Origin of the sequence: Aliidiomarina shirensis, from assembly GCF_003987345.1 — a bacterium.
GTDB lineage: Bacteria > Pseudomonadota > Gammaproteobacteria > Enterobacterales > Alteromonadaceae > Aliidiomarina > Aliidiomarina shirensis.
The window spans coordinates 818,958-842,269 of record NZ_PIPP01000001.1; the positions used below are offsets into that span (position 1 = coordinate 818,958).

At 45.5% G+C, this 23,312-nt stretch carries 22 protein-coding genes; 2 read left to right on the plus strand and 20 right to left on the minus strand.

Annotated features, from left to right (window positions below):
• Nucleotides 1-218 precede the first annotated feature (218 nt).
• A complete protein-coding gene (gene folD / locus CWE13_RS03845; RefSeq protein ID WP_126806042.1) occupies nt 219-1,091 on the plus strand; it encodes a bifunctional methylenetetrahydrofolate dehydrogenase/methenyltetrahydrofolate cyclohydrolase FolD in 873 nt (290 codons plus the stop codon).
• 24 nt (nt 1,092-1,115) lie between these two features.
• On the opposite strand, the gene CWE13_RS03850 is transcribed toward folD, so the two are convergent.
• The 11 genes from CWE13_RS03850 to topA all read right to left on the minus strand — a co-directional run bounded on the left by CWE13_RS03850 (nt 1,116) and on the right by topA (nt 12,512).
• Complete coding sequence (locus CWE13_RS03850) at nt 1,116-1,697, minus strand: TadE/TadG family type IV pilus assembly protein (RefSeq protein ID WP_126806044.1); 582 nt, start codon at nt 1,695-1,697, stop codon at nt 1,116-1,118.
• Nucleotides 1,694-2,842 carry a hypothetical protein gene (locus tag CWE13_RS03855; protein WP_126806046.1) on the minus strand — a complete coding sequence of 383 codons (1,149 nt, stop codon included), beginning with the start codon at nt 2,840-2,842 and terminating at the stop codon, nt 1,694-1,696. Before CWE13_RS03855 ends, CWE13_RS03850 begins: the two co-directional genes overlap by 4 nt.
• A complete protein-coding gene (locus CWE13_RS03860; RefSeq protein ID WP_126806047.1) occupies nt 2,820-3,047 on the minus strand; it encodes a hypothetical protein in 228 nt (75 codons plus the stop codon). The genes CWE13_RS03855 and CWE13_RS03860 overlap by 23 nt, the downstream gene beginning before the upstream one ends.
• A gap of 4 nt (nt 3,048-3,051) precedes the next feature.
• On the minus strand, nt 3,052-3,570 hold the full coding sequence (locus CWE13_RS03865) for a type II secretion system protein (protein WP_241973620.1): 519 nt from the start codon (nt 3,568-3,570) through the stop codon (nt 3,052-3,054).
• 41 nt (nt 3,571-3,611) lie between these two features.
• The gene (locus CWE13_RS03870; RefSeq protein ID WP_126806049.1) at nt 3,612-4,652 is read right to left on the minus strand and encodes a type II secretion system F family protein; all 1,041 of its coding nucleotides are present in this window, start codon (nt 4,650-4,652) and stop codon (nt 3,612-3,614) included.
• Complete coding sequence (locus CWE13_RS03875) at nt 4,633-6,162, minus strand: GspE/PulE family protein (protein ID WP_126806051.1); 1,530 nt, start codon at nt 6,160-6,162, stop codon at nt 4,633-4,635. The genes CWE13_RS03870 and CWE13_RS03875 overlap by 20 nt, the downstream gene beginning before the upstream one ends.
• A gap of 2 nt (nt 6,163-6,164) precedes the next feature.
• Nucleotides 6,165-6,671, minus strand: coding sequence for a hypothetical protein (locus CWE13_RS03880; RefSeq protein WP_126806053.1), 507 nt, complete (start codon nt 6,669-6,671; stop codon nt 6,165-6,167).
• Nucleotides 6,668-7,816 carry a hypothetical protein gene (locus CWE13_RS03885; protein WP_126806055.1) on the minus strand — a complete coding sequence of 383 codons (1,149 nt, stop codon included), beginning with the start codon at nt 7,814-7,816 and terminating at the stop codon, nt 6,668-6,670. The genes CWE13_RS03880 and CWE13_RS03885 overlap by 4 nt, the downstream gene beginning before the upstream one ends.
• The gene (locus CWE13_RS03890; RefSeq protein ID WP_126806057.1) at nt 7,813-9,312 is read right to left on the minus strand and encodes a hypothetical protein; all 1,500 of its coding nucleotides are present in this window, start codon (nt 9,310-9,312) and stop codon (nt 7,813-7,815) included. Before CWE13_RS03890 ends, CWE13_RS03885 begins: the two co-directional genes overlap by 4 nt.
• Nucleotides 9,312-9,722: a hypothetical protein gene (locus CWE13_RS03895; protein WP_126806059.1), complete on the minus strand. Its 411-nt coding sequence runs from the start codon at nt 9,720-9,722 to the stop codon at nt 9,312-9,314. Before CWE13_RS03895 ends, CWE13_RS03890 begins: the two co-directional genes overlap by 1 nt.
• 75 nt (nt 9,723-9,797) lie before the next feature.
• The gene (gene topA / locus CWE13_RS03900) at nt 9,798-12,512 is read right to left on the minus strand and encodes a type I DNA topoisomerase (RefSeq protein ID WP_126806061.1); all 2,715 of its coding nucleotides are present in this window, start codon (nt 12,510-12,512) and stop codon (nt 9,798-9,800) included.
• A 319-nt stretch (nt 12,513-12,831) separates the two neighbouring features.
• Here topA and astB point away from each other — a divergent pair, with 319 nt between their 5' ends.
• Nucleotides 12,832-14,169: an N-succinylarginine dihydrolase gene (astB, locus tag CWE13_RS03905; protein ID WP_126806063.1), complete on the plus strand. Its 1,338-nt coding sequence runs from the start codon at nt 12,832-12,834 to the stop codon at nt 14,167-14,169.
• A 73-nt stretch (nt 14,170-14,242) separates the two neighbouring features.
• Here the strand turns inward: astB and CWE13_RS03910 are convergent, their stop codons facing one another.
• The 9 genes from CWE13_RS03910 to CWE13_RS03950 all read right to left on the minus strand — a co-directional run bounded on the left by CWE13_RS03910 (nt 14,243) and on the right by CWE13_RS03950 (nt 23,239).
• Nucleotides 14,243-15,109, minus strand: a complete 867-nt coding sequence (locus CWE13_RS03910; RefSeq protein WP_126806064.1) for a TraB/GumN family protein — start codon at nt 15,107-15,109, stop codon at nt 14,243-14,245.
• Entirely contained in the window at nt 15,109-16,620 is a 1,512-nt protein-coding gene (gene purF, locus CWE13_RS03915) for an amidophosphoribosyltransferase (RefSeq protein WP_126806066.1), read from the minus strand. The genes CWE13_RS03910 and purF overlap by 1 nt, the downstream gene beginning before the upstream one ends.
• An 18-nt stretch (nt 16,621-16,638) precedes the next feature.
• Entirely contained in the window at nt 16,639-17,127 is a 489-nt protein-coding gene (locus tag CWE13_RS03920; protein ID WP_126806068.1) for a CvpA family protein, read from the minus strand.
• A gap of 80 nt (nt 17,128-17,207) precedes the next feature.
• Nucleotides 17,208-17,771: an SPOR domain-containing protein gene (locus tag CWE13_RS03925; RefSeq protein WP_126806069.1), complete on the minus strand. Its 564-nt coding sequence runs from the start codon at nt 17,769-17,771 to the stop codon at nt 17,208-17,210.
• Nucleotides 17,772-17,785: 14 nt separating this feature from the next.
• Nucleotides 17,786-19,060 carry a bifunctional tetrahydrofolate synthase/dihydrofolate synthase gene (gene folC / locus CWE13_RS03930; protein WP_126806071.1) on the minus strand — a complete coding sequence of 425 codons (1,275 nt, stop codon included), beginning with the start codon at nt 19,058-19,060 and terminating at the stop codon, nt 17,786-17,788.
• Nucleotides 19,061-19,069: 9 nt separating this feature from the next.
• Nucleotides 19,070-19,948 carry an acetyl-CoA carboxylase, carboxyltransferase subunit beta gene (gene accD, locus CWE13_RS03935; protein ID WP_126806073.1) on the minus strand — a complete coding sequence of 293 codons (879 nt, stop codon included), beginning with the start codon at nt 19,946-19,948 and terminating at the stop codon, nt 19,070-19,072.
• Nucleotides 19,949-20,095: 147 nt separating this feature from the next.
• On the minus strand, nt 20,096-20,902 hold the full coding sequence (gene truA, locus CWE13_RS03940; RefSeq protein ID WP_126806075.1) for a tRNA pseudouridine(38-40) synthase TruA: 807 nt from the start codon (nt 20,900-20,902) through the stop codon (nt 20,096-20,098).
• Between the two features lie 3 nt (nt 20,903-20,905).
• Nucleotides 20,906-22,096, minus strand: coding sequence for a FimV/HubP family polar landmark protein (locus CWE13_RS03945; protein ID WP_126806077.1), 1,191 nt, complete (start codon nt 22,094-22,096; stop codon nt 20,906-20,908).
• Nucleotides 22,097-22,222: 126 nt separating this feature from the next.
• A complete protein-coding gene (locus CWE13_RS03950; RefSeq protein ID WP_126806079.1) occupies nt 22,223-23,239 on the minus strand; it encodes an aspartate-semialdehyde dehydrogenase in 1,017 nt (338 codons plus the stop codon).
• Nucleotides 23,240-23,312: the final 73 nt, after the last annotated feature.

Here is a 23,312-nt window from a genome sequence, read left to right on the forward strand (position 1 = left end):
ATCTCAGGAGCTCAACGGGGGCGAATATTACCTATCTGCCGCCACCTCGTCAAACAATTTTTGAGAATACTGTGCTGTATGCCTATTTTTACGTCAGTTATCTACGAATTGACAGAAAATGTGCTTAAACTTCACTCGTTTCATTGTTCTCTGCTTCATTTTCCGCGACAATATGTGCCCAGTTAGCCTTTTTCTCTAGTTCCCGGAACCAAAGTATCATGACCTCCCAGAACCATGCGCAACTGATTGATGGTAAAGCCATCGCTCAAGAAGTTCGAAATACCGTCAAAGAAGGGGTTGCTCAGCGCCTTAAGCAAGGCAAGCGAGCGCCCGGATTAGCGGTAGTTCTCGTTGGCCAAGACCCAGCTTCGCAAGTATACGTAGGCAGCAAACGCAAATCTTGTGATGAAGTAGGCATTATTTCAAAAGCCTACGATTTGCCGGTTACAACCAGTCAAGAGACACTTGAATCGCTTGTTGATGATTTGAATCAGGATCCCGAAATCGATGGGATTCTCGTACAATTACCGCTGCCCGCTGGTTTAGATTCGACCGGCATTCTAGAGCGCATAGACCCGAAAAAGGATGTAGATGGTTTCCATCCGTATAATATCGGTCGCCTCTCACAACGGCTTCCGGTATTACGTCCATGCACTCCGTATGGTGTGATTAAATTACTAGAAAGCACAGGCACTGATTTACATGGTAAACATGCAGTAATTGTAGGGGCCTCCAATATTGTCGGCCGACCTATGAGTTTAGAATTTCTGCTTGCCGGTGCCACAACGACCGTTTGCCACCGCTTCACGCGCGATCTTTCGAGCCATGTTAAGCGCGCCGATATCTTAGTAGTAGCAGTAGGTAAGCCCGGATTCATTCCCGGAGAATGGGTTAAACCAGGTGCCATCGTAATTGACGTTGGGATCAACCGACGTACCGATGGTTCGCTGTGTGGCGACGTAGAGTTCGTAGCTGCCCGTGAGCGCGCTAGCTTTATTACGCCAGTTCCTGGCGGTGTTGGCCCAATGACAGTGGCCATGCTTATGGCAAATACTTTGCAAGCATGTAATGACTTCCATAGTGACCACTAATTAGCATAAGCCAAAAACTTCACGCTAAAGCCAAAAATCATTGGCTAACGGAACACTCGCTTTCGTGTGAATCGGTAACATAGGCTTATTGCGCTGTTGTAGTTGGCAGTGAATGCTGGCCTTAGTGGCGCTTTTAATTAATGTTGCCGCTAACGGTACGCGCAGCGAAAAACAGTACTCAATTTCAATTTGCAAAACGCGCAGTTGCAAAAACTTCTCTTGTTCCTCTCTCGTTAGTAGCGATAGATTTAGTTCCGGAAACTCCGCAGGCAAACGATGACGCTTATTTCGAGCATCATAAATTCCATGCGTTTTTACATCCTCATCTGTTGGCGCTACGCGTTGAATTTTCGGTATGTGAATTTGCAAGCCGGGAATCGCCTTTATCCGGTTTTGAATTAGCATCTGCACGCCGGCGTTGTCCATACTTGCTTTTGCAGCAAAGCGGGCAGCGCTCAATGTCGTCGCTTGCAGCATTTGTTGTGCTAAAAATATCCAAAGTAACTGGGTAATGGTGGCGATAAATACACAAAAGAAGAACAAACTAATGGCCACTTCAAGCATGCTTTGCCCGTGCCAACGATATCCCCAGCTTAAGCGACTCACTGACATCCCCCATCGACCGTACACTGCAACCAGAGCGAGTCTAACTTTGCCGCTAATTTTTGCACCGCCACCAATGAACTGGTGGCGGTCACAAAATCACTCGCAATGATAGTGTTTGCATTTAATTGTGATACTTGTAGGTTACCGCTGATATCTAATTGGTTTGCAGAAAACGAATTGACATTAATACTATTCGCGACAACGGAATCGCTGCTGAGTTCGTCAGCAGACAAGGTCTGCAACGTAGCGTTCTGAACATCTAAATTTTGAGTTTCAAACGTATAAAAGTGTGCGTTATTGGCCTGAATGGCATTACTTACCGATAGCTGATGTGCTACCGATAGTTCCTCCGCCGTTAAGCTGCTTCCCTGAAGATTATTTATTTGCAGGTTTTGCACGGAAATAAGCGGTGCGCTAACTGATAAATTCTCAGCAAATAGATCAGAAACTGATAATTCTGAAACTGCTAAAAAGTCAGCCTGTGCATTCGTAAATGCCGCGGTATCGCTGGTTACATTGGTAGCCGACAAACTGCCCGCAACCGTATCTTCACTGACCAAATTAGACAACCAAGCGGTATTTGCAGAAACATTTGTGAATTCACTTTGATTTGCCGTTAGTTCTTGAGCATCGAAAATATTATTGCCCTGCATATCTAGGTCTGTATTCATTTGGTTTAAATACGGCCGGTCAGTAATTAGCTCTCGGTGCAGAAATTGCGAAACATCTAACTGCAGGTTTGGACGATGAATAAATAGTTTCACCCACCCATTTTCAACCTCAGCGGCAGGTAATTGTTTCGCCACGCGAGCGGCAAATTGATTGCTTTTAGCAAATCCGGTTACGTAAGTTCCATATTCCGTGTATTCGATTTGATAGGGCTCGCCCCACGGACTGTCTAAATCACCAAAATAAAGTTGTTCTGACACGAGCTGTTCTGGCATTACTTCATGGTCTAGATATTTACCCGCACTGTACACCGCATCTTTTAAATCACTAAGATCACTCACTAACAATTGAACACGGCTGTTCTGTTGCTGGTTGGCGGTAAATTTAACGGTGAAAGTCAGTATTGCGCCAACGAATGACAATACAATGATAAGTTCAAATAGCGAATAGCCATTATTTCTGCGTTGATTCACCACAAATTAGCTCCCCATTCTCTGAAAACCAATATTTCTCATCTTCTCGCCGATGGGTTGCCTGAAATGATAATGCACATTTATGAAGCTGTTCATCACCGTTTGTATCAAACCGGTCGGCAATCAACCAAGCGCTCGATTGCCATGCGAGAATACTCGCGGAAAGCCCAATCACCACAAGAACTTCAAAGAATGAGAAGCTAAACATAGATTTATCCTTGAAAAGTAACTTCAAAGGTTCCAGACGAAAAGCTTGCCGCTTCGGCTATATCAGCAAAGTCGCGCTGCAAGCGCATCCCCTCTTCCTCAACTCGAATATTGGTGAATCGCACTCGATAACGCGTAGCGTCAGCTGAATCTACCGATACTTCGATGTCGCCTCCCCACGGATTTATGCCGGAGCCGTCGGCCCAGTCAACTGGAAGTGAGGCCACACTGCTCAAACTACTGACGGATATTCCGGTATACACCCCATTGCGCGGCCGCCATTGTTGAACGCCTGATTGTATTGTTGCTACCTGAGCCTTCACTTCGGCAATACGAGCATTGCTAGTTGCCCAATCACGTAGGCTTAAAACACCAACCGTTGCGAGGGCGATAATACCCAGCACTGCGAGAATCTCGATAAATGTAAACCCTCGTGCTCGCACCAAACCGGTAGATTCAGGTCGTAAAGCAATAACGTTTGATTCGTACAAATTCTGACGCGATCTATCAATTCCATTTGTCATCTATGACTCCTTAGTTATTTCCATTGGGTTGTTGTATAAAATTACGCCCATTGCTGTGCTAAATCAGTAAATAGCTGCCCTAAACCAATGATAATCATTAAAATTAATCCTACGGCAGTAACAAAGCACACATATGCCATTGCGCGTTGACGCGCAATCACTAACCGCTCGACATCACGCATCATTCGCTCCGCAAGATGTGCAAATAACGTACCTTTCGGCTGCCGCGTAGCCGAACCCACCTCCAAACGATAAAGAGCTACCTGGCTGAACAAACCGGTGGAAAAGATTTTAGTCATGTTTGTTTCTCCACGAGCCAGTGATTTACGCATAGCGCTAATATGGTTTTGCAAGAAAGCCGAAGATCTTGATTCAAAAATTTGTAGCGAACGTTCAAGGCTCAAGCGACAGCTTAAGAACAAGCTCAGCCCCTGCAATAGATAAATCGCGTTATACGCTTTAAGTATCGAAAATATTGTGCAGTTTTGAAGCCAATTCGGGAGCTTATGGATGTTACGAGACACCAACAGAATGAACCCCAAGGTGGCGAGCAGCCCGCTTATCAGTATTGCTGGGCCAAACTGATAAAGAAGTCCACCAAACTGTTGCAACCATTCACTCATAACAGGCATAGGTGTTTCAGAATCTACGTGTTTGAATTTTGGCAATACCACTGCGCCAATAAAAGCGACAGCAATCAAAGATGCAAAAAGCAGAACAAGCGGATAAATAAGCCCCTTAATCACCCGTTGAATAAGTGCATATCGACGTTCACGAAAATGCTGATAACTGGTAATCAGGGCTGGCAAGCACCCTGCCTTTTGGCCAACATCAACTAACAATTGTAAATCCTTACTGAAATTTTTTTGCATACCTACTGCAATCGGCTTTCCTTGCGCTAAAGTGGCTCTTAATTTCGCAATAATATTCAACTCAACACGATCGTTTCTTTCCTTTGCAATAAGTTCCATTCCTGCAAGCGCACTGTTTGGTGATTGCCCATCCGTAAGCCACTGGCCGAAATCGAGCAAAAACTGAAACTGCTTTTCCTTACTAAACCGATTATTGAACATCAAATGCATAATCGCTTTCCTTTGCAATCGTTATACTTTCGCCTTGCATCCGCATATTCGGAACAATTTCACAAGCGTCGTTGAGAGAAACGACACCCTGTTTTACGAGTATTTCAGCCTCACGAGCTAGGCTTTTCCAACCGCGCTTTAATAGATGTTCTCGCCAAGCATGGAAGTCTTGCTCTCGGATGTAGCGTCCTGAATCTTCTCCCGGTACTAAAACTTCACTAATAACCACACGCCCTACTACACCTCTGTGCTGACAATGTTCACAGCCTTGTTCATTTCGCTGCCAAAGCACACCGTAATGCACGCTTTTATCTTTTATTCTGCAGTACTGGCAAAGCCGTGGTAGTAGTCGCTGCGCTATAAGCCCTGCAAGTAAGCCTGGTTGACTCAATTGCACGGCATTTAAACCGATATCAAGTAACCGAGGAACAATACCGATGGCGTCATTCGCATGAATAGTTGATGCCACTAAATGACCAGTTAACGCCGCACTTATCGCCGATGTAGCTGTTTCCAAGTCTCGAATTTCACTGACTTCAACAACATCAGGATCCTCGCGGAGGACAACTTTTAGCATCGCCGAAAAAGCACTGTGCTCCGTTGTATTGGCAACAAACTTTTGTTCTATCGCCGGTTGCACTATCTCAATTGGATCTTCTAACGATATAACTTTCCGAGTTTTCGGAAGTAAGCGGTTCATAGCCGCTAGTGTCGTTGTTTTTCCGTGTCCCGTTGGTCCGGATATTAAAATAAGCCCTATAGATTGCTGCATCAGGCGTTTTAGAGCCGCTATCGTATCGTTTGCAAACCCAAGAGAGGTGAGTTCTGGAAGTTCTCGTTGGGAACTTTTTTGCAAACGAAGCGTTACCGTAAAGCCATCTCGGCACGGCGATTTCTGAGCTCGAATTCTTACTTCGCCATGGGGCTCTGGGAGCGCCAGCGAGATACTTGCTGCGGAGATACTGCGTTCATCGAAAACATCAGAGCAATCGTCCGATTGTGTATTTAAAGCCGCAGCTACAACTTCGGTGACAAACACCCGACTACGGTTGCCTTGCCAACACAGAAGCCCATCGATGCGAAAGGATATTCGGGCTTCTTGTCCACTCATTCGCAAATGAATGTCGGTAGCATTCATAGCAAGCGCTTCAGTTACGATATCGCTCAAGGTCTGTTGAGCAAGGTTTTCTCCATATTCAGTAAATCCGGCTTGAATCTCAAGAGCTCGGCGTTGCCCGTCTGCATCCGTGAGAATTTCGCGAATCATTGCCGCTGCGCCTTCACACGAATTCTTCACGGGGCAAATATTGCGTGCTGCGAACACAATCTTCTGGAGATCTATGTAGTATTTACGCCAAGCCTTTGATGAAGCAAGCAAACGGCCATCCTCCAGCACCACCGCCACAACTTCTGGATCATTCCATTGATTGAAAAAATCTAAACAATGCTCGAGCATTTGCGGGGCTACGTGAACATACCCCAGTTCTCGGCGATCATCGATAATCTCCATAGCTACTCCATGCTAATTTGGTGTTTCCATCCTTTCCCGGTTAACTCCACAAGATCTTTTTCAATACGAACGCGCACGCCCGGCTTTAATTCACTACCGTTCTTCACCGTTATTACGCGCTGGTTATCGCCAATGCGAGCAATCCAATTTTCACCGCGTTTAATAATGGCCAACGCGCGAAAACCATAAAATTCATTTACATCAGCAACGTATAAATTTGAATTGTCTGCTGCGTCAGCCTCATCGGCATGCGCCCCGCTTACTTGCCCCCCTAAACGCTGAATCGCGGCCCAGGCTTCAGCAGCTTGCAGCTGAAAAAGTAGTTGCTTCGCTCGCGATTCAGCTTTTTGTTCAAGTAATCGTTGATTGCGCAACGATAAAGCGAGTTGCTTGTGTTGATTTACTTCATCCTTGTTAAGAATGGGCTCAATCACATCAGGCTCTTCCGTAATCGCCGAAACAAGCATTAAAAGTGCTCCGATAGTTGCTGATAATGAATTCCATTTCATCCGTTATGCACTCCATAAATATCGATGGAAACATAGCCATGTAACTGGTTATTAGTAACTCGATAGCTCACATCCACGAGCCGAACAGGTAAACCATCAAGTAAACTCGATAATGTAAGAAGATCTTCGTGGAAATGCCCATTTAAGGTTATTTGCGCACGCCGTACGCCCCATTCTGCTTTATGTTCTACTGCTTGAAATTGTATTCCGCTGGCCGGAATAAGTATTTGAATACTGTCGTTCAAATGGTCCTCTAGCTGCGTCAACTGGGGTAATTTATCGAGCTCCGTTGAGTTATCTAAAGCGGGTGGTAACGCCACAAGCCGCTGCAACCAAATTTCTTCCCCTTGAACCATTACGCGTGTATTTAGCCGATCAGCAAACCGCCTCAGTTCACTTAACCGACCGGTATTTCTGATCATGCGATATCGAAGTGAATTTTGGTGATATTCTACAAGTGCAACCTCCCAACCGGGGAGTTGATAAAGCAAACGTTGAATTTGCCCGTCAAGTTGCAGCAACGGAGCAACTGCGCCCGGAGATCCTGCTAGTATCTCTTGTATACTCGTTTCAGCTGGAGGTATTGGCTCCGGTTCTAGATTGTTGCCAGTTGGCCAAATAATAACCGTCAATAAAATGCTCGCAGTAATTGCAAATACCAATGTAAGTGGCTTTTTCCCTGTATTCATTAATTGTTGAAGTTGCGGGATAGATTTCGTTAATTGCGGCCAATCACCAATTTCTTCTCGATCAGACCAATCATCAGGCAGCAACGTTAAACCGTTCTCCTGATAAAAAAAGTAAAATACTTTCGGCACAAAACCATCAATATCTACAAAGCACCCTAACAGGTGGGACAAATGCTCAAACCCGATAAATTGATTACAAATAGCATCCTGCTTATGCCATGCAAGAACTAAACACTTGTTCTCTACCTGACAGCACAACAAAACTGACGAATAACGAAAACGCTTTAGAGCCCACGCTAGATAATTTGGCAAACGTTTATCACTAAGCTGCGCCCATGCTTTGCCACCAATATTAACCACACTGCCGTATTCAGCCTCATACTGCTTTGCTAATTTTCGAAGTGCGAAGTACGGGAACCGACTCGAAATTTTAGCCATCAAGAGTTCAGCGTTCATAGCATTGCTCCAGCATCCAATATTCGTGGCGTAAGTAGCAGCAACGTTTCCGAATGTTGTCGCTGATTTTGTCGTTTCCCACCCAATAGCCAAGATCCCGTAGAGCCGCGTTGCTCCCATTGTTCCCGACTGTTTTCTAAGCCAGAAATAAGTAATGTCTCTTGATTCGCCACAATAGCTTTCATGAAAAACTTTTTCCTGCTTGTTTGTGGCGTTTGAATGATCATCTCGCCCGAACGAACTTCATCAATGCTGCGTAGATCCGATAACGACGTTGAAAGCTGCAACAGCACCTGCCCATTGGCTACCTTCGGCAGAACGTAAAGCTCAAATCCGGTTCGCACAACGCCAGGAATAAGTAAATCACTTGTGCCGACATTAGCTGTTGAGCTCGTTCCAGCGGACGCCAAGTATGTGACATTATCTTCGAGAATTATTTTTGAAATTTGATTATTTAACGTAACTAGCCGAGGGTGATTACTCACTTCAACAACACCTTGTTGATTTAGAGCGCTAATTAATGCACTAGACCCGGCCATTGGCCCACCTTGGCGTTGATACCCTAAGCCAGAGGCACCATTAGAAAACTGATTCCCAGAACCCGATAGTAAGTTCACTACGCCTGAACCGCTGGTCATTTGATAGATTAAATCCCAATCTATACCTACTTGTTTTGAATCATTAAACGTTACTTCAATAACTTGTACATCAATTGCTACTTGCCGAGTTAAACGTTCATTTTGTTGAATTAAATATTCTCGAACCTGAGCAACATGCTGCGGTAAATCACGTATAAGAACCGATGTGGAACTTTGATTCACGGCTATTTCTCCATGCTCAGAAAGCAGTAAGGAAAGCGCGCGTTCAAGATCATCCCACACGGAAAGCGATTCACTGGCAAAATTTAAATACTGGCTTGACTCATCGCTTAATCCGCTGTTGAAGGCCATTTGCGAATTACCACCAACAGCTCCAGAATCCGCGCGTTCTTGCCCGTCAGCGCCCAAAAAGAAGTTTGTTGCACCCGCCAAGAATGCCACATCAAACTCAGCCATCTCGTACTGCCGCCACGTTACCAAACGTTCATCGGCAACAAATGACAGTCCAGTTAGCAAAGCTATTTGCTCTATCGCCTCACCGACGGTGCCTTGGTGACGAATACTAATTGGTAAATTTGGATCTATTTGATCGAGTAACCTTACACTAACGCCAAGTGGAGCCGTTATATCCTGCAACGCTTGCATCAGCGGGTAGTCGTCAAAGGCAAACTCTAAATTTAAATTAAACCAACCCGGTCCGTTCTTCTCTGGAAGCTGTAAGGGAGGAACAAAATAACCCTGCTCACGGATAATTCGGCTCGGTTTATCATTTCCGGTAGGCATTTCATAAGCAGCATGCAATCGTTCCTCAGCAGCAGAGCGCTTCGTTTCATAGCTTTCTAACCCTGAGCAGGCGAGCAATATTGGTAGCATTAACATCAAGCTTAGCAAACGCATTACAAACCTCGCTTGGTATCAGAAAGGTAATCGACAACTGCGGTATGATTTGCATGTAAAGTAACTTTGATGTGATATGGGGCTATTAACGTTTCTAGTAACTCATCCCAGGTAGCCGCACGCAAAGAATAATGCGTAGGCCAGTAATGGCCATCTTCGGCATACCAAACCACATTCTGAATTCCCCAATGCTGCTTTAGAAGCTTTTCTAGCTGCGGGCGTAATAAGCCCGGCTTAAGTTCAAGTTGCGCCCACGGGCTGCTTTCAAGAATAGCAGTACCGGTAGCACCAGAAGTTTGAATATTGAGTGGAGGGCATGTTGGCAGCCCAAACGCCAAAGCGTTAGGGCTAGCCAACATAATGATCAAGAAAAATGATGATACCGAAACCTTCCGTAGATTCGGATACATAGCAAACTCCTTTTGCTGAACGCCGACGTCCTATCGGCTAGTACTTTTAATGAGAAAACATGACGCGTTTACCGATTAGTTCTTCGCCGCCGTTTTCTTTTTAACAACACGTTTTGTTGTTTTCTTAACTGTTTTCTTTGTTGCTTTTTTCTTAGTTGTTGAAGCGGATTTTCCTTCTTCTTCAACCCAACGGCCACCTTCATAGTGTGCTTGCCAACCGGTTGCTTTACCATTTTCTTCAGTCATAACGTACTGAATTTTATTCTTCCGGCTGTAGCGAACTACTGCATCACGGCCATCTTTATCTTCTGCCGGCGCATCCGCTAAGTAGTGGAACTTCTGCGGCAAACGTTCGCGAAATCGCTGTAATTCTTTTACGGTTACCGCGCGTGTTTCCCGCGATTTGGGAAAAGTACTCGCCGACATAAAGATACCTGAAGCACCATCACGTAACACAAAATAAGCATCCGATTTTTCACACGGTAATTCAGGCAGATGCACTGGGTCCTCGCGAGGAGGAGCCGCTTCGCCGTTTTTCAGAAGCTTGCGGGTGTTTTTACAGTCGTCATTAGTACACCCAAAGTACTTTCCAAAACGGCCAGCTTTGAGTTGCATATCACTACCACAACGATCGCATTCGATTAACGGACCATCATATCCCTTAATTTTAAACGTACCCTTTTCGATAAGGTAGCCATCACAAACTGGATTATTGCCGCAAACATGCAGCTTACGTTCTTTATCGAGTAAATATGAATCCATGGCTGTGCCGCACTTCTCACAGCGCTTCTTCGCGCGCAAAGCGAGTGCTTCCGCTTCACCATCATCATCATCGGCAACTTGCACAGCTTCATCGCCAGAAACTAAATTCAAGGTTTGCGTACAGCGCTCTTTCACCGGCAAATTGTAACCAGAGCAACCCAAGAAAACACCGGTAGAAGCGGTTCGAATACCCATTTTTCGCCCACATTTCGGACAATCAATATCGGTTTCTACCATTTGATTACTGCGCATACCGCCGGCTTCTTCGCTATCTTCAGCTATTTCCAGCGTATCTTTAAAATCGCGATAGAATTCATCTAATGCCGTTTTCCAATCTTGCTTGCCTTCAGCGATATCATCCAGCCGTTGTTCCATTTCCGCAGTAAAATTGTAACTCATTAAATCACGGAAATTCTCGGTTAACCTATCGGTAACGATTTCACCCATTTTTTCTGCATAAAAACGGCGATTTTCTACCCGTACATAACCACGATCTTGGATGGTTGATATAATGGATGCATACGTTGATGGCCGACCAATACCACGCTTCTCAAGTTCTTTTACCAGCGAAGCTTCACTAAAACGAGCAGGAGGCTTGGTGAAGTGTTGCTGAGGATCTAAAGCAATCAGCTTTAGCTCGGCGCCTTCTTTTAAATCGGGTAAATGGGTATCTTCCGCACCTTTACGGCTCATCGGTGGTTGCACGCGTGTCCAACCATCGAAACGCATTACGCGACCACGAGCTTTCAATTCGTAATCTTCCGCTTTCACGGTGATGGTGCTTGCATCATATTTTGCTGGTGTCATTTGGCAGGATACGAATTGACGCCAAATTAACTCATACAAACGCTCAGCATCACGCTCCATGCCACTTAACAGGTTGGAGCGTACTTTCACATCGGAAGGACGAATTGCTTCGTGCGCTTCTTGTGCGTTCGCCTTAGAGCCATAAAAATTAGGTTTCTCAGGTAAGTAAGGCTTACCATATTCTTTCTCAATAAAACCACGCACGCTGTTTAGCGCATCTTGCCCTAAATGCGTTGAATCCGTACGCATATAGGTGATGTAGCCCGCTTCATATAAGCGCTGCGCCATCATCATGGTCTTTTTCACCCCAAAACCTAAACGTGTGCTCGCGGCTTGCTGCAACGTTGAAGTAATAAAAGGCGCTGATGCTCTGCTTGATGTAGGTTTATCTTCACGCGAAACAACTTCATAGCGTGCTTTCTCAAGCGCGCTCACGGCCGTCATTGCTTGCTTTTCATTTACCGGTTTGAAGCTTTCGCCTCGATAGCGGCTAACAACAAACCGAACATCTTCATTTTGTGCGTTTAAATCAGCGTGTAAATCCCAAAATTCTTCTGGCACAAAAGCTTTAATTTCGCGTTCGCGCTCAACCACTAAACGCATAGCAACCGATTGCACCCGACCTGCCGATAACCCACGCGCTATCTTTTTCCAAAGTAGTGGCGACAGCATAAAGCCAACAACGCGATCGAGAAAACGCCGCGTTTGCTGAGCATTTACTCGTGATACATTAAGCTCTGTTGGCTCTGAGAAAGCTTGTTGAATAGCCTTTTTCGTGATCTCATTGAACACCACACGCTGATAACGATCATCGCTACCTCCAATGAGCTCGCGTAAGTGCCACGCAATGGCTTCCCCTTCTCTATCCAAATCCGTTGCGAGATAAACTGTATCCGCTTTTTTCGCCAGAGCCTGAAGCTCTTTCACTACCTTTTCTTTGCCCGGCAAAACTTCGTAATGCGGCTCCCAGCCATGCTCTGGGTCGATACCCATGCGTGATACCAAGTTCAAGTAATCACGTTCCCGCTTATACTTTTCTTTTTGTTTCTCAGACATTTTGCGAACTTCAGATGGTGCTTTAGTTGGAGCCTTAGCGCCGCTTTTCGTTGGCAGATCTCGAACATGACCAATACTTGATTTCACAATAAAATCGGAACCGAGATACTTATTGATCGTCTTCGCTTTTGCGGGGGATTCGACAATTACTAGTGCTTTACCCATGAAATCCAATGTCTCTTTATTAGTGATGCGAATGGTTTGCTAGTTATTTGGGCTTCTGTATAAACCTTCAAACATAAATATTCAAGGGGATTCAGCAATTACCCCTCCTTTTTAAGATATATAGGGATTAACGCCAAGAAACAACCCGAAAAATGAAATCAGCTTAAAATCGATAGATAAGTGAATAGTTACGCATTCCATTCTTTGCTCCCCCATACCTATAGCTAGAACGGGCTTTTAACCGGCGTGAGGTTGCGTATAATGGCGCCAGGTTATGGCATTTTTGAATGCGTAAAAAATTTAGGAGCACAATCTCATCATGCAGCATTTTGAAGTTAACTTCGACGGTTTGGTAGGCCCCACACACAATTACGCAGGGCTATCGTTCGGTAATGTAGCCTCGTTAAGTAATGCCAAAAGTGCCTCTAGCCCGAAATCCGCAGCCAAGCAAGGGCTGCAAAAAATGAAAGCATTGCAAGAAATGGGGCTGGTTCAAGGGGTTTTAGCGCCACAAGAGCGGCCGGATATTTATGCACTTCGTCGTCTTGGTTTTAGTGGTAGTGATCAAGCCGTATTGGAAAAAGCGGCAAAAGAAGCGCCGGCCATTTTCCGCGCCTGTTGCTCTGCTTCCAGCATGTGGACCGCTAATGCTGCAACCGTATCACCAAGCGCAGATACAAAAAATGGCAAAGTGCATTTCACGCCGGCGAACCTCACCAATAAATTCCATCGTTCACTTGAACCACAAACCAGCGGCAGAATTCTGCAAGCCATGTTCGCAAACAACCGTTTCTTTGAGCACCATCAGCATTTGCCTGACAACGAACACTTTGGTGACGAGGGTGCCGCGAACCATACGCGTTTTTGCAGCGATTATGGCAACGCTGGTGTTGAGCTTTTTGTGTATGGCCGCCACGCTTTTGATAGTAGTAAGCCCGCACCGAAGATCTACCCAGCTCGGCAAACGTTTGAAGCTTCCGAAGCCATCGCTAGGCTACATGGTCTAAGCGATGATAACGTTGTGTTTCTGCAACAAAACCCTGATGTAATCGATCAAGGCGTATTTCATAACGACGTTATTGCCGTTGGTAACCAAAACGTAATGTTTTACCACGAACAAGCATTTCTCAATGCAGCACCAGCCTTCGCCGAACTAGAAGCTAAGCTCGGGCGACCCATGCATTTTATTCAGGTACCAACATCAGCCGTCAGTGTTGATGATGCCGTTCGTACCTATTTATTTAACACTCAGCTGGTTACTTTAAAGCCTGGGTATATGATTATCATTGCGCCTACCGAATGTGAAGAGCACCCGGGTGTAAAAGCATACTTAGATAGCTTGGTACAAAGTAATACGCCAATTAAAGAAGTGCGTTACTTCGATGTGAAACAAAGTATGCGCAATGGTGGTGGCCCCGCTTGTTTGCGTTTGCGCGTTGCGTTAAATGATCAAGAGCTTGAGGCTGTAAATCCAAACGTAATACTCACAGATGAATTGTTCACGCGCTTAAATCAATGGGTAGATAAACATTATCGAGATGAGTTATCGGTGAGTGATTTAATTGATCCAAGCTTGCTCGTTGAATCTCGCACGGCACTCGATGAACTAACACAAATTATGAACTTGGGCTCGGTATATCCATTCCAACAGGATTAACCCTCAAGCATTGCAACTCGAACACAAAAAAAGCGGCGAAAGCCGCTTTTTTTTAACACAACAAGAACCATTATCAGCGTTGGGCATTACTCGAGTAATTCGTAATCTCAACGCCTTCTGCGGTAAGTAGCTGTAACAGTCCTTGGTCGGCACCCAGATGTCCGGCACCCACTGCAATAAAGTAACTGTTGCTATCATCTGAATTAAGCAGCGGCTTTAATTGCGCCATCCAAGCATTATTTCGCCGCCAAAGCAGAGCATCTAGCTGTTCTTCGTTCATCGATTCAAGGATCAACGCCGTTAAACCATCTAAATCGCCCTGTATCCACATACCAGCCAAGTTATCCGTATCAAGCGCTCCTTGGTCGATTTGATCGAGAAGTCTTGTTAGAAACTCAGTGTCGGATTCAACAGCACCACTACGCAGCGACGCAATTTGTTCTTCAGCCGTTTCTAAGCCTTCAAACTCAATGCCTGATTCTTCGGCCCATTTTAACAACTGCATTTCCGAACCTTGCTCAGCATCAAAGCCCTGCGCCATAGCTATTTGCACAGTTACCATCAGCTCGAACAACCAAGGTTTCATGTTATCCAGCATGGCTGCCGCTATTTCAAATTCAGCTAACGCAGCTTCTGTTTGTTTCCACAGCGCTGGTTCCACGCTAGCGGACATTTTTTCATTGCGAAATCCGTGCTGAAATAGTAATGGCCCAGCTTTTTCTAATTCAGCCGGTGTGAGTTCTAACCAAAACCGTTCGCTTTCAGAAAACGCGTTGCGTGCCTGCGACGATAATTTAGTATCTTCTCCACCCACGTGAATAGTGCCGAGCAACCACCATGTTTGTTCACCGTATTGCGCACGATATAAAATTTCTGCGGAACTTGTTCCCACAGCCCCAACAAATAATACTACCGCTAATAAAAACCGAAATCCTTTCATCAATCACCTTCATTATAAAGTTCTGGGTTAGTACTATCTTGATCATCTTCGGCTCGAGCATTATCGTTCCGTGCTGCATCTAAGCGATCAAGGTAATCTTGATTTATATCACCAGTAACGTATTCACCGTTAAACACTGATGTTTCGAACCTTTCTAAACTTGGGTTTTCACCCTTTACCGCATCAATTAAATCGGTTAAATCTTGATAAATCAAGCCATCAGCTTTAATTATAGCGCCGATTTCATCCGCTTCACGGCCAAAGCCAATTAATTCATTTGCGCTTGGCATATCAATACCGTACACATTCGGATAACGAATCTCAGGTGCAGCAGAAGCAAAATACACATTCTTTGCGCCCGCTTCACGAGCCATTTCAATAATTTGCTCTGAAGTGGTTCCGCGAACAATGGAATCATCGACTAATAAAACATTTTTATCTTTAAACTCAGCAGTAATTGCATTTAGTTTCCGGCGCACTGATTTACGGCGTTGAGTTTGCCCAGGCATAATAAAAGTACGGCCGATATAACGATTTTTCACAAACCCTTGGCGATATGGAATGTTCAACACCCGAGACATTTCCAAGGCGATATCACAAGCGGTTTCTGGGATGGGTACGATCACGTCAATATCTAAGTGTGAATATTCGCGCTGAATTTTTTCGCCTAACTTGCGGCCCATGTTGATACGGCTTGCATAAACAGAAACGCCATCAATCGTTGAATCGGGACGAGCAAAGTAAACGTATTCAAAAATACATGGGTTATGTACCGGCTGTTGCGAACATTGCTGGCTAAAGAACTCGCCTTGTTCAGAAATATAAATGGCTTCGCCAGGCTCAACATCGCGTTCGTAGGTAAACCCAGTACCATCAATCGCAACACTTTCAGATGCCACCATATATTCGGTGCCTTGCGGTGTTTCGCGCTTGCCTAGAGCTAATGGCCGAATCCCATGGGGATCGCGAAAAGCTACCAAACCATGGCCAATAATCACCGCCACCACAGCATATGCACCACGAACCTGTTCATGCACGCGCGCAACCGCAGAAAAAATCTCATCTTTTGAAAGCTCAAGCTGCTTACTTTCCATTAATTCATAAGCAAAAATATTCAAAAGAATTTCTGAATCTGAAGAAGTATTGATATGACGGCGGGCTTTTTCAAACAAAGCCGCCTGTAAATCTGCAGCATTCGTAAGGTTGCCATTATGTGCCATAGCAATACCAAATGGCGAGTTTACATAAAAAGGCTGCGCTTCTGCTGAGCTGCTAGTGCCGGCGGTAGGATAACGAACATGGCCTATACCCATGTTGCCACTTAAGCGACGCATATGGCGAGTATGAAACACGTCACGAACTAAACCATTCGATTTGCGCAAACGCAGTGTTTGGCCATCAATCGTCATGATACCCGCAGCATCTTGCCCTCGATGCTGCAGCATCGTCAGTCCGTCGTAGAGCGCCTGATTAATTGGTTGATTCCCTACGATTCCGACAACACCACACATGCACAAACCTCTCGTTAATTATTCCGGCTGCAAAAAGCTAGAAGTATTTTGTAGATATTCAAAGAACCACTGAATGTAAACGCTGAAATGCGGGATAAGTAGCGAGTTTTGCCACCAAACATTCTCGGCCATTGGCGTAAATGTATCAGCAGCAAAAAGTAGTGCGCTAACAATGAGCACCCCACGCAAAGCGCCGAAAACAGAACCCAGCACACGATCCGTGCCGGACAGGCCAGTTTTTTCTACTAACTGGCTGATGAAATAGGTAATTAATGCACCCACAATCAAGGTGGCAATAAACAACACCGCTACCGCTGCACCATTCCGAAGCATGGTATCTTCAATTCGAGTAAAATAAGCGGCAAGTTCGAGGTAAAATTGGCTGGCAATGAAAAAAGCGGCAATCCACACACCAAGCGAAAGTGCTTCTTTAACGAAGCCACGAACCAGGCTCACAATGATAGATAAAGCTATCACTGCAATAATTGCGTAATCGATCCATTCCATAATTTAGCCCGCCATAGTGGAATTTTCGCGCATTCTATCAGAAGAAACACGCACGTGCTCGCAGTTTATTTGATTGCTTTTTACTGCGCCGGACGATATTCAACAACGCGTCCCGATAGACCGGATATTTCTTGCAAACGAGGTAATTGCTCTTCTAATCGAGCAGCGTTTACATCCGGCCCTACGAGTAAAAGTGTAAGCTCATCACCTTGGCTATTTTGGGTATTGCGGCTATACGCGGAATACCCTTCGGAACGCAGCTCAGCTACAATTTCGGCAACACGTTCAGCATTACGGAACGCACCAAGTTGAATAACCCAGCCTTCATTTACGTTTGTTGCGGCAGATTCATCTTCTTCGTTATCAGCCGAACCCACTTGAATCGGGCTAGCTTCGCGCGGCTCTTGTACAGCAAAATCGTTATCTTCAACATACACGTTCGGTTCTCTTTCCGCGCGCTCAGAAAAATCATCGGGAAATTCTGGGGCTGTCATTTCTGAGTTTGCTTGCGGCCGCAGTGGGCTCACCTGAAACTCTTCCTCAGGGTTGTAGTTTTTACCCGATAGTAGATCCGGTAAAATAATTACAGCTAACGCAATGACGATTAACGTACCCACAATTCGATTCTGTAATTGACTCGCCACCTTTACTACCTCTTTTAATCACTTGATTGGGTAAGCTGCTCATATAACGCAGCAATCGTAAGGAATGATCCGAAACACACTATAACATCATCAATACCAGCGTCAGCTTCCGCTTGTGTAAATGCAGCGATAGGATCAGAAAAACAATCAGCTTTTGCCGTTGCCGGCAACGATTCCCTTAGTGTCTGAGCAGGAATCCCCCTTACCCCTGACAATGATGCAAGATACCAATGTTCGATAACGGCAAGCAAGGGCTCGAGCGTTGCTCTATGCTCTTTATCTTTCAGCATGCCACAAACCGCAACGATGCGTTTGTTTGCAAATTTATCTTGCAACGTTTGCGCCAGATATTGAGCAGCATGAGGATTATGCCCTACATCAAAAATAACCGTAGGGTTGGCTCGTATGAGTTCAAATCGGCCTGGTAACTGGGCTTTTACTAAGCCTATGGATACATGTTCTGCGCTAATGTTTAGATTGCTAAGTTGGATGGCTGCAAGCGCAGTCAATGCGTTTGCGAACGGTAAACTCGGCATGGGCAAATTTTGCCAATCAGTACGTGGACCATGAAAATCAAAATAAGCCGTATCTGGCTGCCGGGCAGCGTTAAAATCAACCCCAACACAACACAGATCTGCGCCGATTTCTTTTGCGTAGTTGATTAACTTGATAGGAGGCGACGTATCACCACAAATAGCAGGTTTTTTGGCGCGATAGATCCCCGCCTTTTCAAAGCCAATTTGTTCGCGATCAGAACCTAGAAACTCTATGTGATCTACACCAACACTGGTTACTAAACTTACATCGGCATCAATAATATTAACCGCATCAAATCGACCACCTAAGCCTACCTCAAGAATAATAACGTGCGGTAAATGTTGTTGGCACAACCAAATGGCCGCTAACGTGCCGAATTCGAAATACGTAAGGCTAGTATCACCGCGGCCTTCTTCAATGGCAGAAAAAGCACGCACATGCTCACGCTCAGGTAGTTCGTTACCATTTAAACGAACACGCTCGGTGTAACGCAACATATGAGGGGAAGTGTAAGTGGCGACAGAAAGCCCAGCGGCTAAACAAATTTGTTCAAGGTAGCGAACTGTAGAGCCTTTACCATTGGTTCCACCTACCGTGAACACTGTGGCTTTCGGATGCAACAGCTTTAATTTTTCAGCCACCAAACGAACACGATCAAGGCCCATATCAATGGGCCTATGATGTATACTTTCTAAATATTCAAGCCATTGCTGCAGGCTCCATTGAGCCTGCACTTCTGGGGAAGTTTTCAACGCTTTGGCTCACTCAGCAGATGTTTCAATTTCCGGGTTTACGCTCGGCAAGTTCTGCATTTTAGCCAATAATCCACCAATCCGATCGCGCATTTCTCGACGATCAACGATCATATCGATAGCACCATGCTCGAGTAGAAATTCAGCTCTTTGGAATCCTGGCGGCAACGTTTCACGTACGGTTTGTTCAATAACCCGAGGGCCCGCAAAACCAATTAACGCATTAGGTTCGGCAATATTCACATCACCGAGCATCGCTAAACTCGCAGACACACCACCCATTGTTGGATCGGTTAATACGGAGATGAAGGGCAACCCTTCTTCACTCATTCTCGCTAATGCAGCTGATGTTTTCGCCATTTGCATTAACGATAAAAGCGCTTCTTGCATACGCGCACCACCGGATGCAGAAAAGCACACCAAAGGTATCTTCCGCTCTAAACAAACTTCAGCCGCTTTCACAAAACGGGCACCAACAACCGAAGCCATAGAACCGCCCATAAATTTAAACTCAAAGGCAGTAACGCAAACTGGAATACCTTTTAAATTGCCGCTCATCGCAACCAAGGCATCTTTCTCACCCGTTGCCTTTTGCGCTGCAACTAGCCGATCTTTGTATTTCTTTGTATCTTTAAACTTGAGCCTATCTTGTGGTTCAAGATCCGCGCCAATTTCTTCTTGGTTATCTGGGTCTAAGAATGCCGCTAAACGCTCACGTGCAGATAACCGCATATGATGGCCACATTTAGGACATACATACAAATGGCGCTCTAAATCAGCGCGGTACAAAATAGCTTCACAACCTTCGCATTTACTCCACACCCCTTCCGGAATGTTTTTCTTTTTGCTTGATTGTGGCTTAGCAAGAATTCGTTCTATCCAGCTCATAAGAACCTAATGTCTCCCGATACAGTTAGTATCGTCTATGTTAAATCACCGGTTAAGGGTATACATTAAAGCACAAACCCGGCCGATAGTGCAGCAAGAAGTGGTCTAAACACTAGGCTCCGTTCGCAAAACTATTGCGCTACCAACCTATTTACTCAAATCCGCAAGCCGTTCTGGTAAAAATAATGGCCCTATCGGAACTTTCGGGATGCCAAATTCTTTCGGATAAATCACATCTACAAGATACAACCCGTTTGGTTTCGCTGTGGCCGCTGCGAGTTTCCGATCTTTTGCAGCGAGAAGTTCGGACATCCAACTTACCGGTTGCTCACCTTGGCCGATGATAATTAATGAGCCCACGATGTTGCGCACCATATGATGAACAAACGCGTTCGCTTTAATATCAATAACAATAAAATCGCTGATACGTTTTACATCAACAAAATGAATGTTGCGAAAAGGGGTATTCGATTGACAATGGGAAGCGCGAAATGAGGTGAAATCATGCTCGCCACAAATGGCTTGCGCAGCCTCATGCATTCGCTCAGCATCAAGGGCATGATAGACATGCGTTATGCCCTGTTTGAGAACTCCCGGACGCAGTGGTGAATTCTGAATAACATACCGATATCGTCGAGCCGTAGCACTGAATCGAGCACTAAATTCATCTCCAACTTCGGCATACCAACGAATCGCAATATCATCGGGTAACAGCGCATTTACACCCAGTGTCCAAGCGCGATCGTCACGCACACTAGTCACGTCAAAGTGAACCACCTGTCCGGTTGCATGTACACCTGCATCGGTTCGGCCAGCACAAGTAACGGCTACCGGGTGATCCGCTACTTGGCTAATCGCTTTTTCCAAACATTCTTGTACGCTTGGTACTGCTTGTTGACGCTGCCAACCAAAATAACGGTGGCCATCGTACTCTACTCCGAGCGCTATTCGCATTATCTACTTTTGTTCCTTGATCTTTTCCATTAACTGTTCAGCTTCAGCTTGTAACGCGCTATCGGCTACCGGCATTACTTCTTCAAGTGCTGCTATAGCCTCATCAAGCTCGCCCATTTCCAAATATGCCCTAGCTAAGTCTATTTGCGCCGCCAGCTCTTCGCGCTGAGCTTGCGCTGCTTCCTCTTTTGTTTGCCCGGCATCAAAATCACTATCGGCATCTGCGTCTGCTTCTGCTTCATCTAAAATATCAGATATCTCGCGATAGCTTTCTACTTGCTCTTTTGAATGCTCCGGGTGTTCATGCGTATCAGCGCTAAGTTGTGCATTCGTTTCAACGCCGTCTGACTCTTCAGGTTCCGTCAAATGAACGGCCGTTGCCGCTTTATGCGGAGAATCAACTCCCTTACTCGGTACATTTTTACGCAATGCCACAACTAAAAACGCAAGAATCAAACCGATAAACGCCAGCGGAATAACAATTCCTGGCCAGCTCATAAACCACGCCATGCTTGGTTCATACACGGTTTCCACTTGGGTTTCCCGAATAATTTCTTGGCGTGGAGCTTGAGTATCTTCTCGATTTGCCGATGCTGATTCAGCGGCGCTCAACGCGGTTTCCAAATCAGCTATTTGTGCCCGCAATTCACTATTCTCGCGGTTAAGATTGCGAACATTCCGTTCCGTATCACGCAATTGTTGTTCCACTGCACTTAGGGCTTCCGCATGCTCAGCTCGCAGTTCATCTACATCAACGCGTGCTTCGCCCGCTAGCGCAGCGGCGGCAAATTCACCACCTAGGACAGGTATCATGCGTTCGCGCGCACGCTCTGCGTCCTGAGCACGAATATCGGTGGCGGATGGCACATTCAGCGTTACCCCAGTTTCCAGGCGATTAATGTTATCTTCAGGAAACAACTCTGGATTCGCATCAACAAGCGCGGCCATCGTTTGGTAAATGCTAACACTGCGGTCTGGATGAATCCGGTTAGCGATAAACCATACGGTATCGCGCTTGGTTATTGGCCCATAAGTTTGCTGCGTGCCTGCTTCTGAGCTATCGCTTTCCGCTGTCTGCGATACACTCGCCCAACTTGGAACAGAAAAAGCGAATGCTGCTAGTAGTAACATCACCATCACATTCGTTCGCGATGGTCGGCCGGTATTAGTTTTTTTCTGTTGCATGCTTATCATTTTTATTGTCCCTGCTTGCTCATTGAGCTCGCTCTGATGCACTGAACAGGCATCGAATACAGCTTGCCACTTAAACGAATCACTCAGCTTTTGAAGCACGTTGCGCTCATATGGTGTCTTTCTATATCACCAGTAATCGCGCAATAGATGCTCCGCAATCTGAACACTGTTAGTTGCCGCACCTTTGCGAATGTTGTCGGCAACAACCCAAAGATTTAATCCATTCGGGTGCGTAAAATCTTTGCGCACTCGACCAACAAAAACCGTATCCTTTCCTGAAGCATCAGTAACTTGGGTTGGGAATTCAGCATTCAACTCACGCAATTCCACACTCTCTGCTTGCTCAAGTAAGGCTTTCACTCGCTCAACATCAATAGGTAATCTCGTTTCTAAATGAATCGCTTCAGCATGACCAAAAAACACCGGAACACGAACAGCAGTAGCATTCACCATAATGCTCTCATCACCGAATATTTTTTGCGTTTCCCAATGCATTTTCATTTCTTCTTTGGTGTAATCATTTTCTAAAAATACATCGATTTGTGGGATCGCATTAAAAGCAATTTGTCGGCTAAACTCTTCTGGCTCTGCCGGCAACCCATTCAGCAACTTCGATGTTTGCTGTGCCAGCTCGTCCATTGCTGATGCGCCAGAACCGGATACAGATTGATAGGTAGCCACGTTTATCCGTTCAATACCAAACTCATCATGAATAGGCTTCAGAGCCACCAACATTTGAATGGTCGAACAATTAGGGTTGGCAATAATATTACGGTTACGAAACTCTGCAATAGCGTGCGCATTTACTTCAGGCACTACCAAAGGAACATCTGGCTGATAACGAAATTGGCTCGTATTGTCGATCACAACACAGCCAGCATCTGCTGCGCGGGGAGCATAGATTTCAGAAATACTGCCACCTGCCGAAAAGAAAGCAATCTCAACTTGGCTCCAATCAAAGGTTTCAGCATCTTCAACGACGATGTCTTCGCCACGAAAACTAACTTCTTTGCCCGCGGAGCGGCTACTCGCAAGCGGAAACAATTGCTTTACCGGAAAACCACGCTCTTCCAAGCATTCGATCATTTGTTTGCCTACTAATCCAGTGGCACCCAATACCGCAACATTTACTTCAATGCTCATTTATAAACCTCGAAATTTATAACCCGTGCAGCTCGTGCTACACATCATGAATTTATTGTAGCGGAATACTCAC

Coding starts and splice junctions, on each gene's coding strand:
- CWE13_RS03910 (WP_126806064.1), bottom strand. CDS start 15,109: ATGAAAGGATTTCGGTTTTTATTAGCGGTAGTATTATTTGTTGGGGCT.
- CWE13_RS03945 (WP_126806077.1), bottom strand. CDS start 22,096: ATGATAAGCATGCAACAGAAAAAAACTAATACCGGCCGACCATCGCGA.
- purF (WP_126806066.1), bottom strand. CDS start 16,620: ATGTGTGGTGTTGTCGGAATCGTAGGGAATCAACCAATTAATCAGGCG.
- CWE13_RS03865 (WP_241973620.1), bottom strand. CDS start 3,570: ATGACAAATGGAATTGATAGATCGCGTCAGAATTTGTACGAATCAAAC.
- CWE13_RS03870 (WP_126806049.1), bottom strand. CDS start 4,652: ATGCATTTGATGTTCAATAATCGGTTTAGTAAGGAAAAGCAGTTTCAG.
- truA (WP_126806075.1), bottom strand. CDS start 20,902: ATGCGAATAGCGCTCGGAGTAGAGTACGATGGCCACCGTTATTTTGGT.
- CWE13_RS03860 (WP_126806047.1), bottom strand. CDS start 3,047: ATGTTTAGCTTCTCATTCTTTGAAGTTCTTGTGGTGATTGGGCTTTCC.
- astB (WP_126806063.1), top strand. CDS start 12,832: ATGCAGCATTTTGAAGTTAACTTCGACGGTTTGGTAGGCCCCACACAC.
- CWE13_RS03920 (WP_126806068.1), bottom strand. CDS start 17,127: ATGGAATGGATCGATTACGCAATTATTGCAGTGATAGCTTTATCTATC.
- CWE13_RS03950 (WP_126806079.1), bottom strand. CDS start 23,239: ATGAGCATTGAAGTAAATGTTGCGGTATTGGGTGCCACTGGATTAGTA.
- accD (WP_126806073.1), bottom strand. CDS start 19,948: ATGAGCTGGATAGAACGAATTCTTGCTAAGCCACAATCAAGCAAAAAG.
- CWE13_RS03885 (WP_126806055.1), bottom strand. CDS start 7,816: ATGAACGCTGAACTCTTGATGGCTAAAATTTCGAGTCGGTTCCCGTAC.
- CWE13_RS03890 (WP_126806057.1), bottom strand. CDS start 9,312: ATGCGTTTGCTAAGCTTGATGTTAATGCTACCAATATTGCTCGCCTGC.
- CWE13_RS03880 (WP_126806053.1), bottom strand. CDS start 6,671: ATGAAATGGAATTCATTATCAGCAACTATCGGAGCACTTTTAATGCTT.
- folD (WP_126806042.1), top strand. CDS start 219: ATGACCTCCCAGAACCATGCGCAACTGATTGATGGTAAAGCCATCGCT.
- topA (WP_126806061.1), bottom strand. CDS start 12,512: ATGGGTAAAGCACTAGTAATTGTCGAATCCCCCGCAAAAGCGAAGACG.
- CWE13_RS03895 (WP_126806059.1), bottom strand. CDS start 9,722: ATGTATCCGAATCTACGGAAGGTTTCGGTATCATCATTTTTCTTGATC.
- CWE13_RS03875 (WP_126806051.1), bottom strand. CDS start 6,162: ATGGAGATTATCGATGATCGCCGAGAACTGGGGTATGTTCACGTAGCC.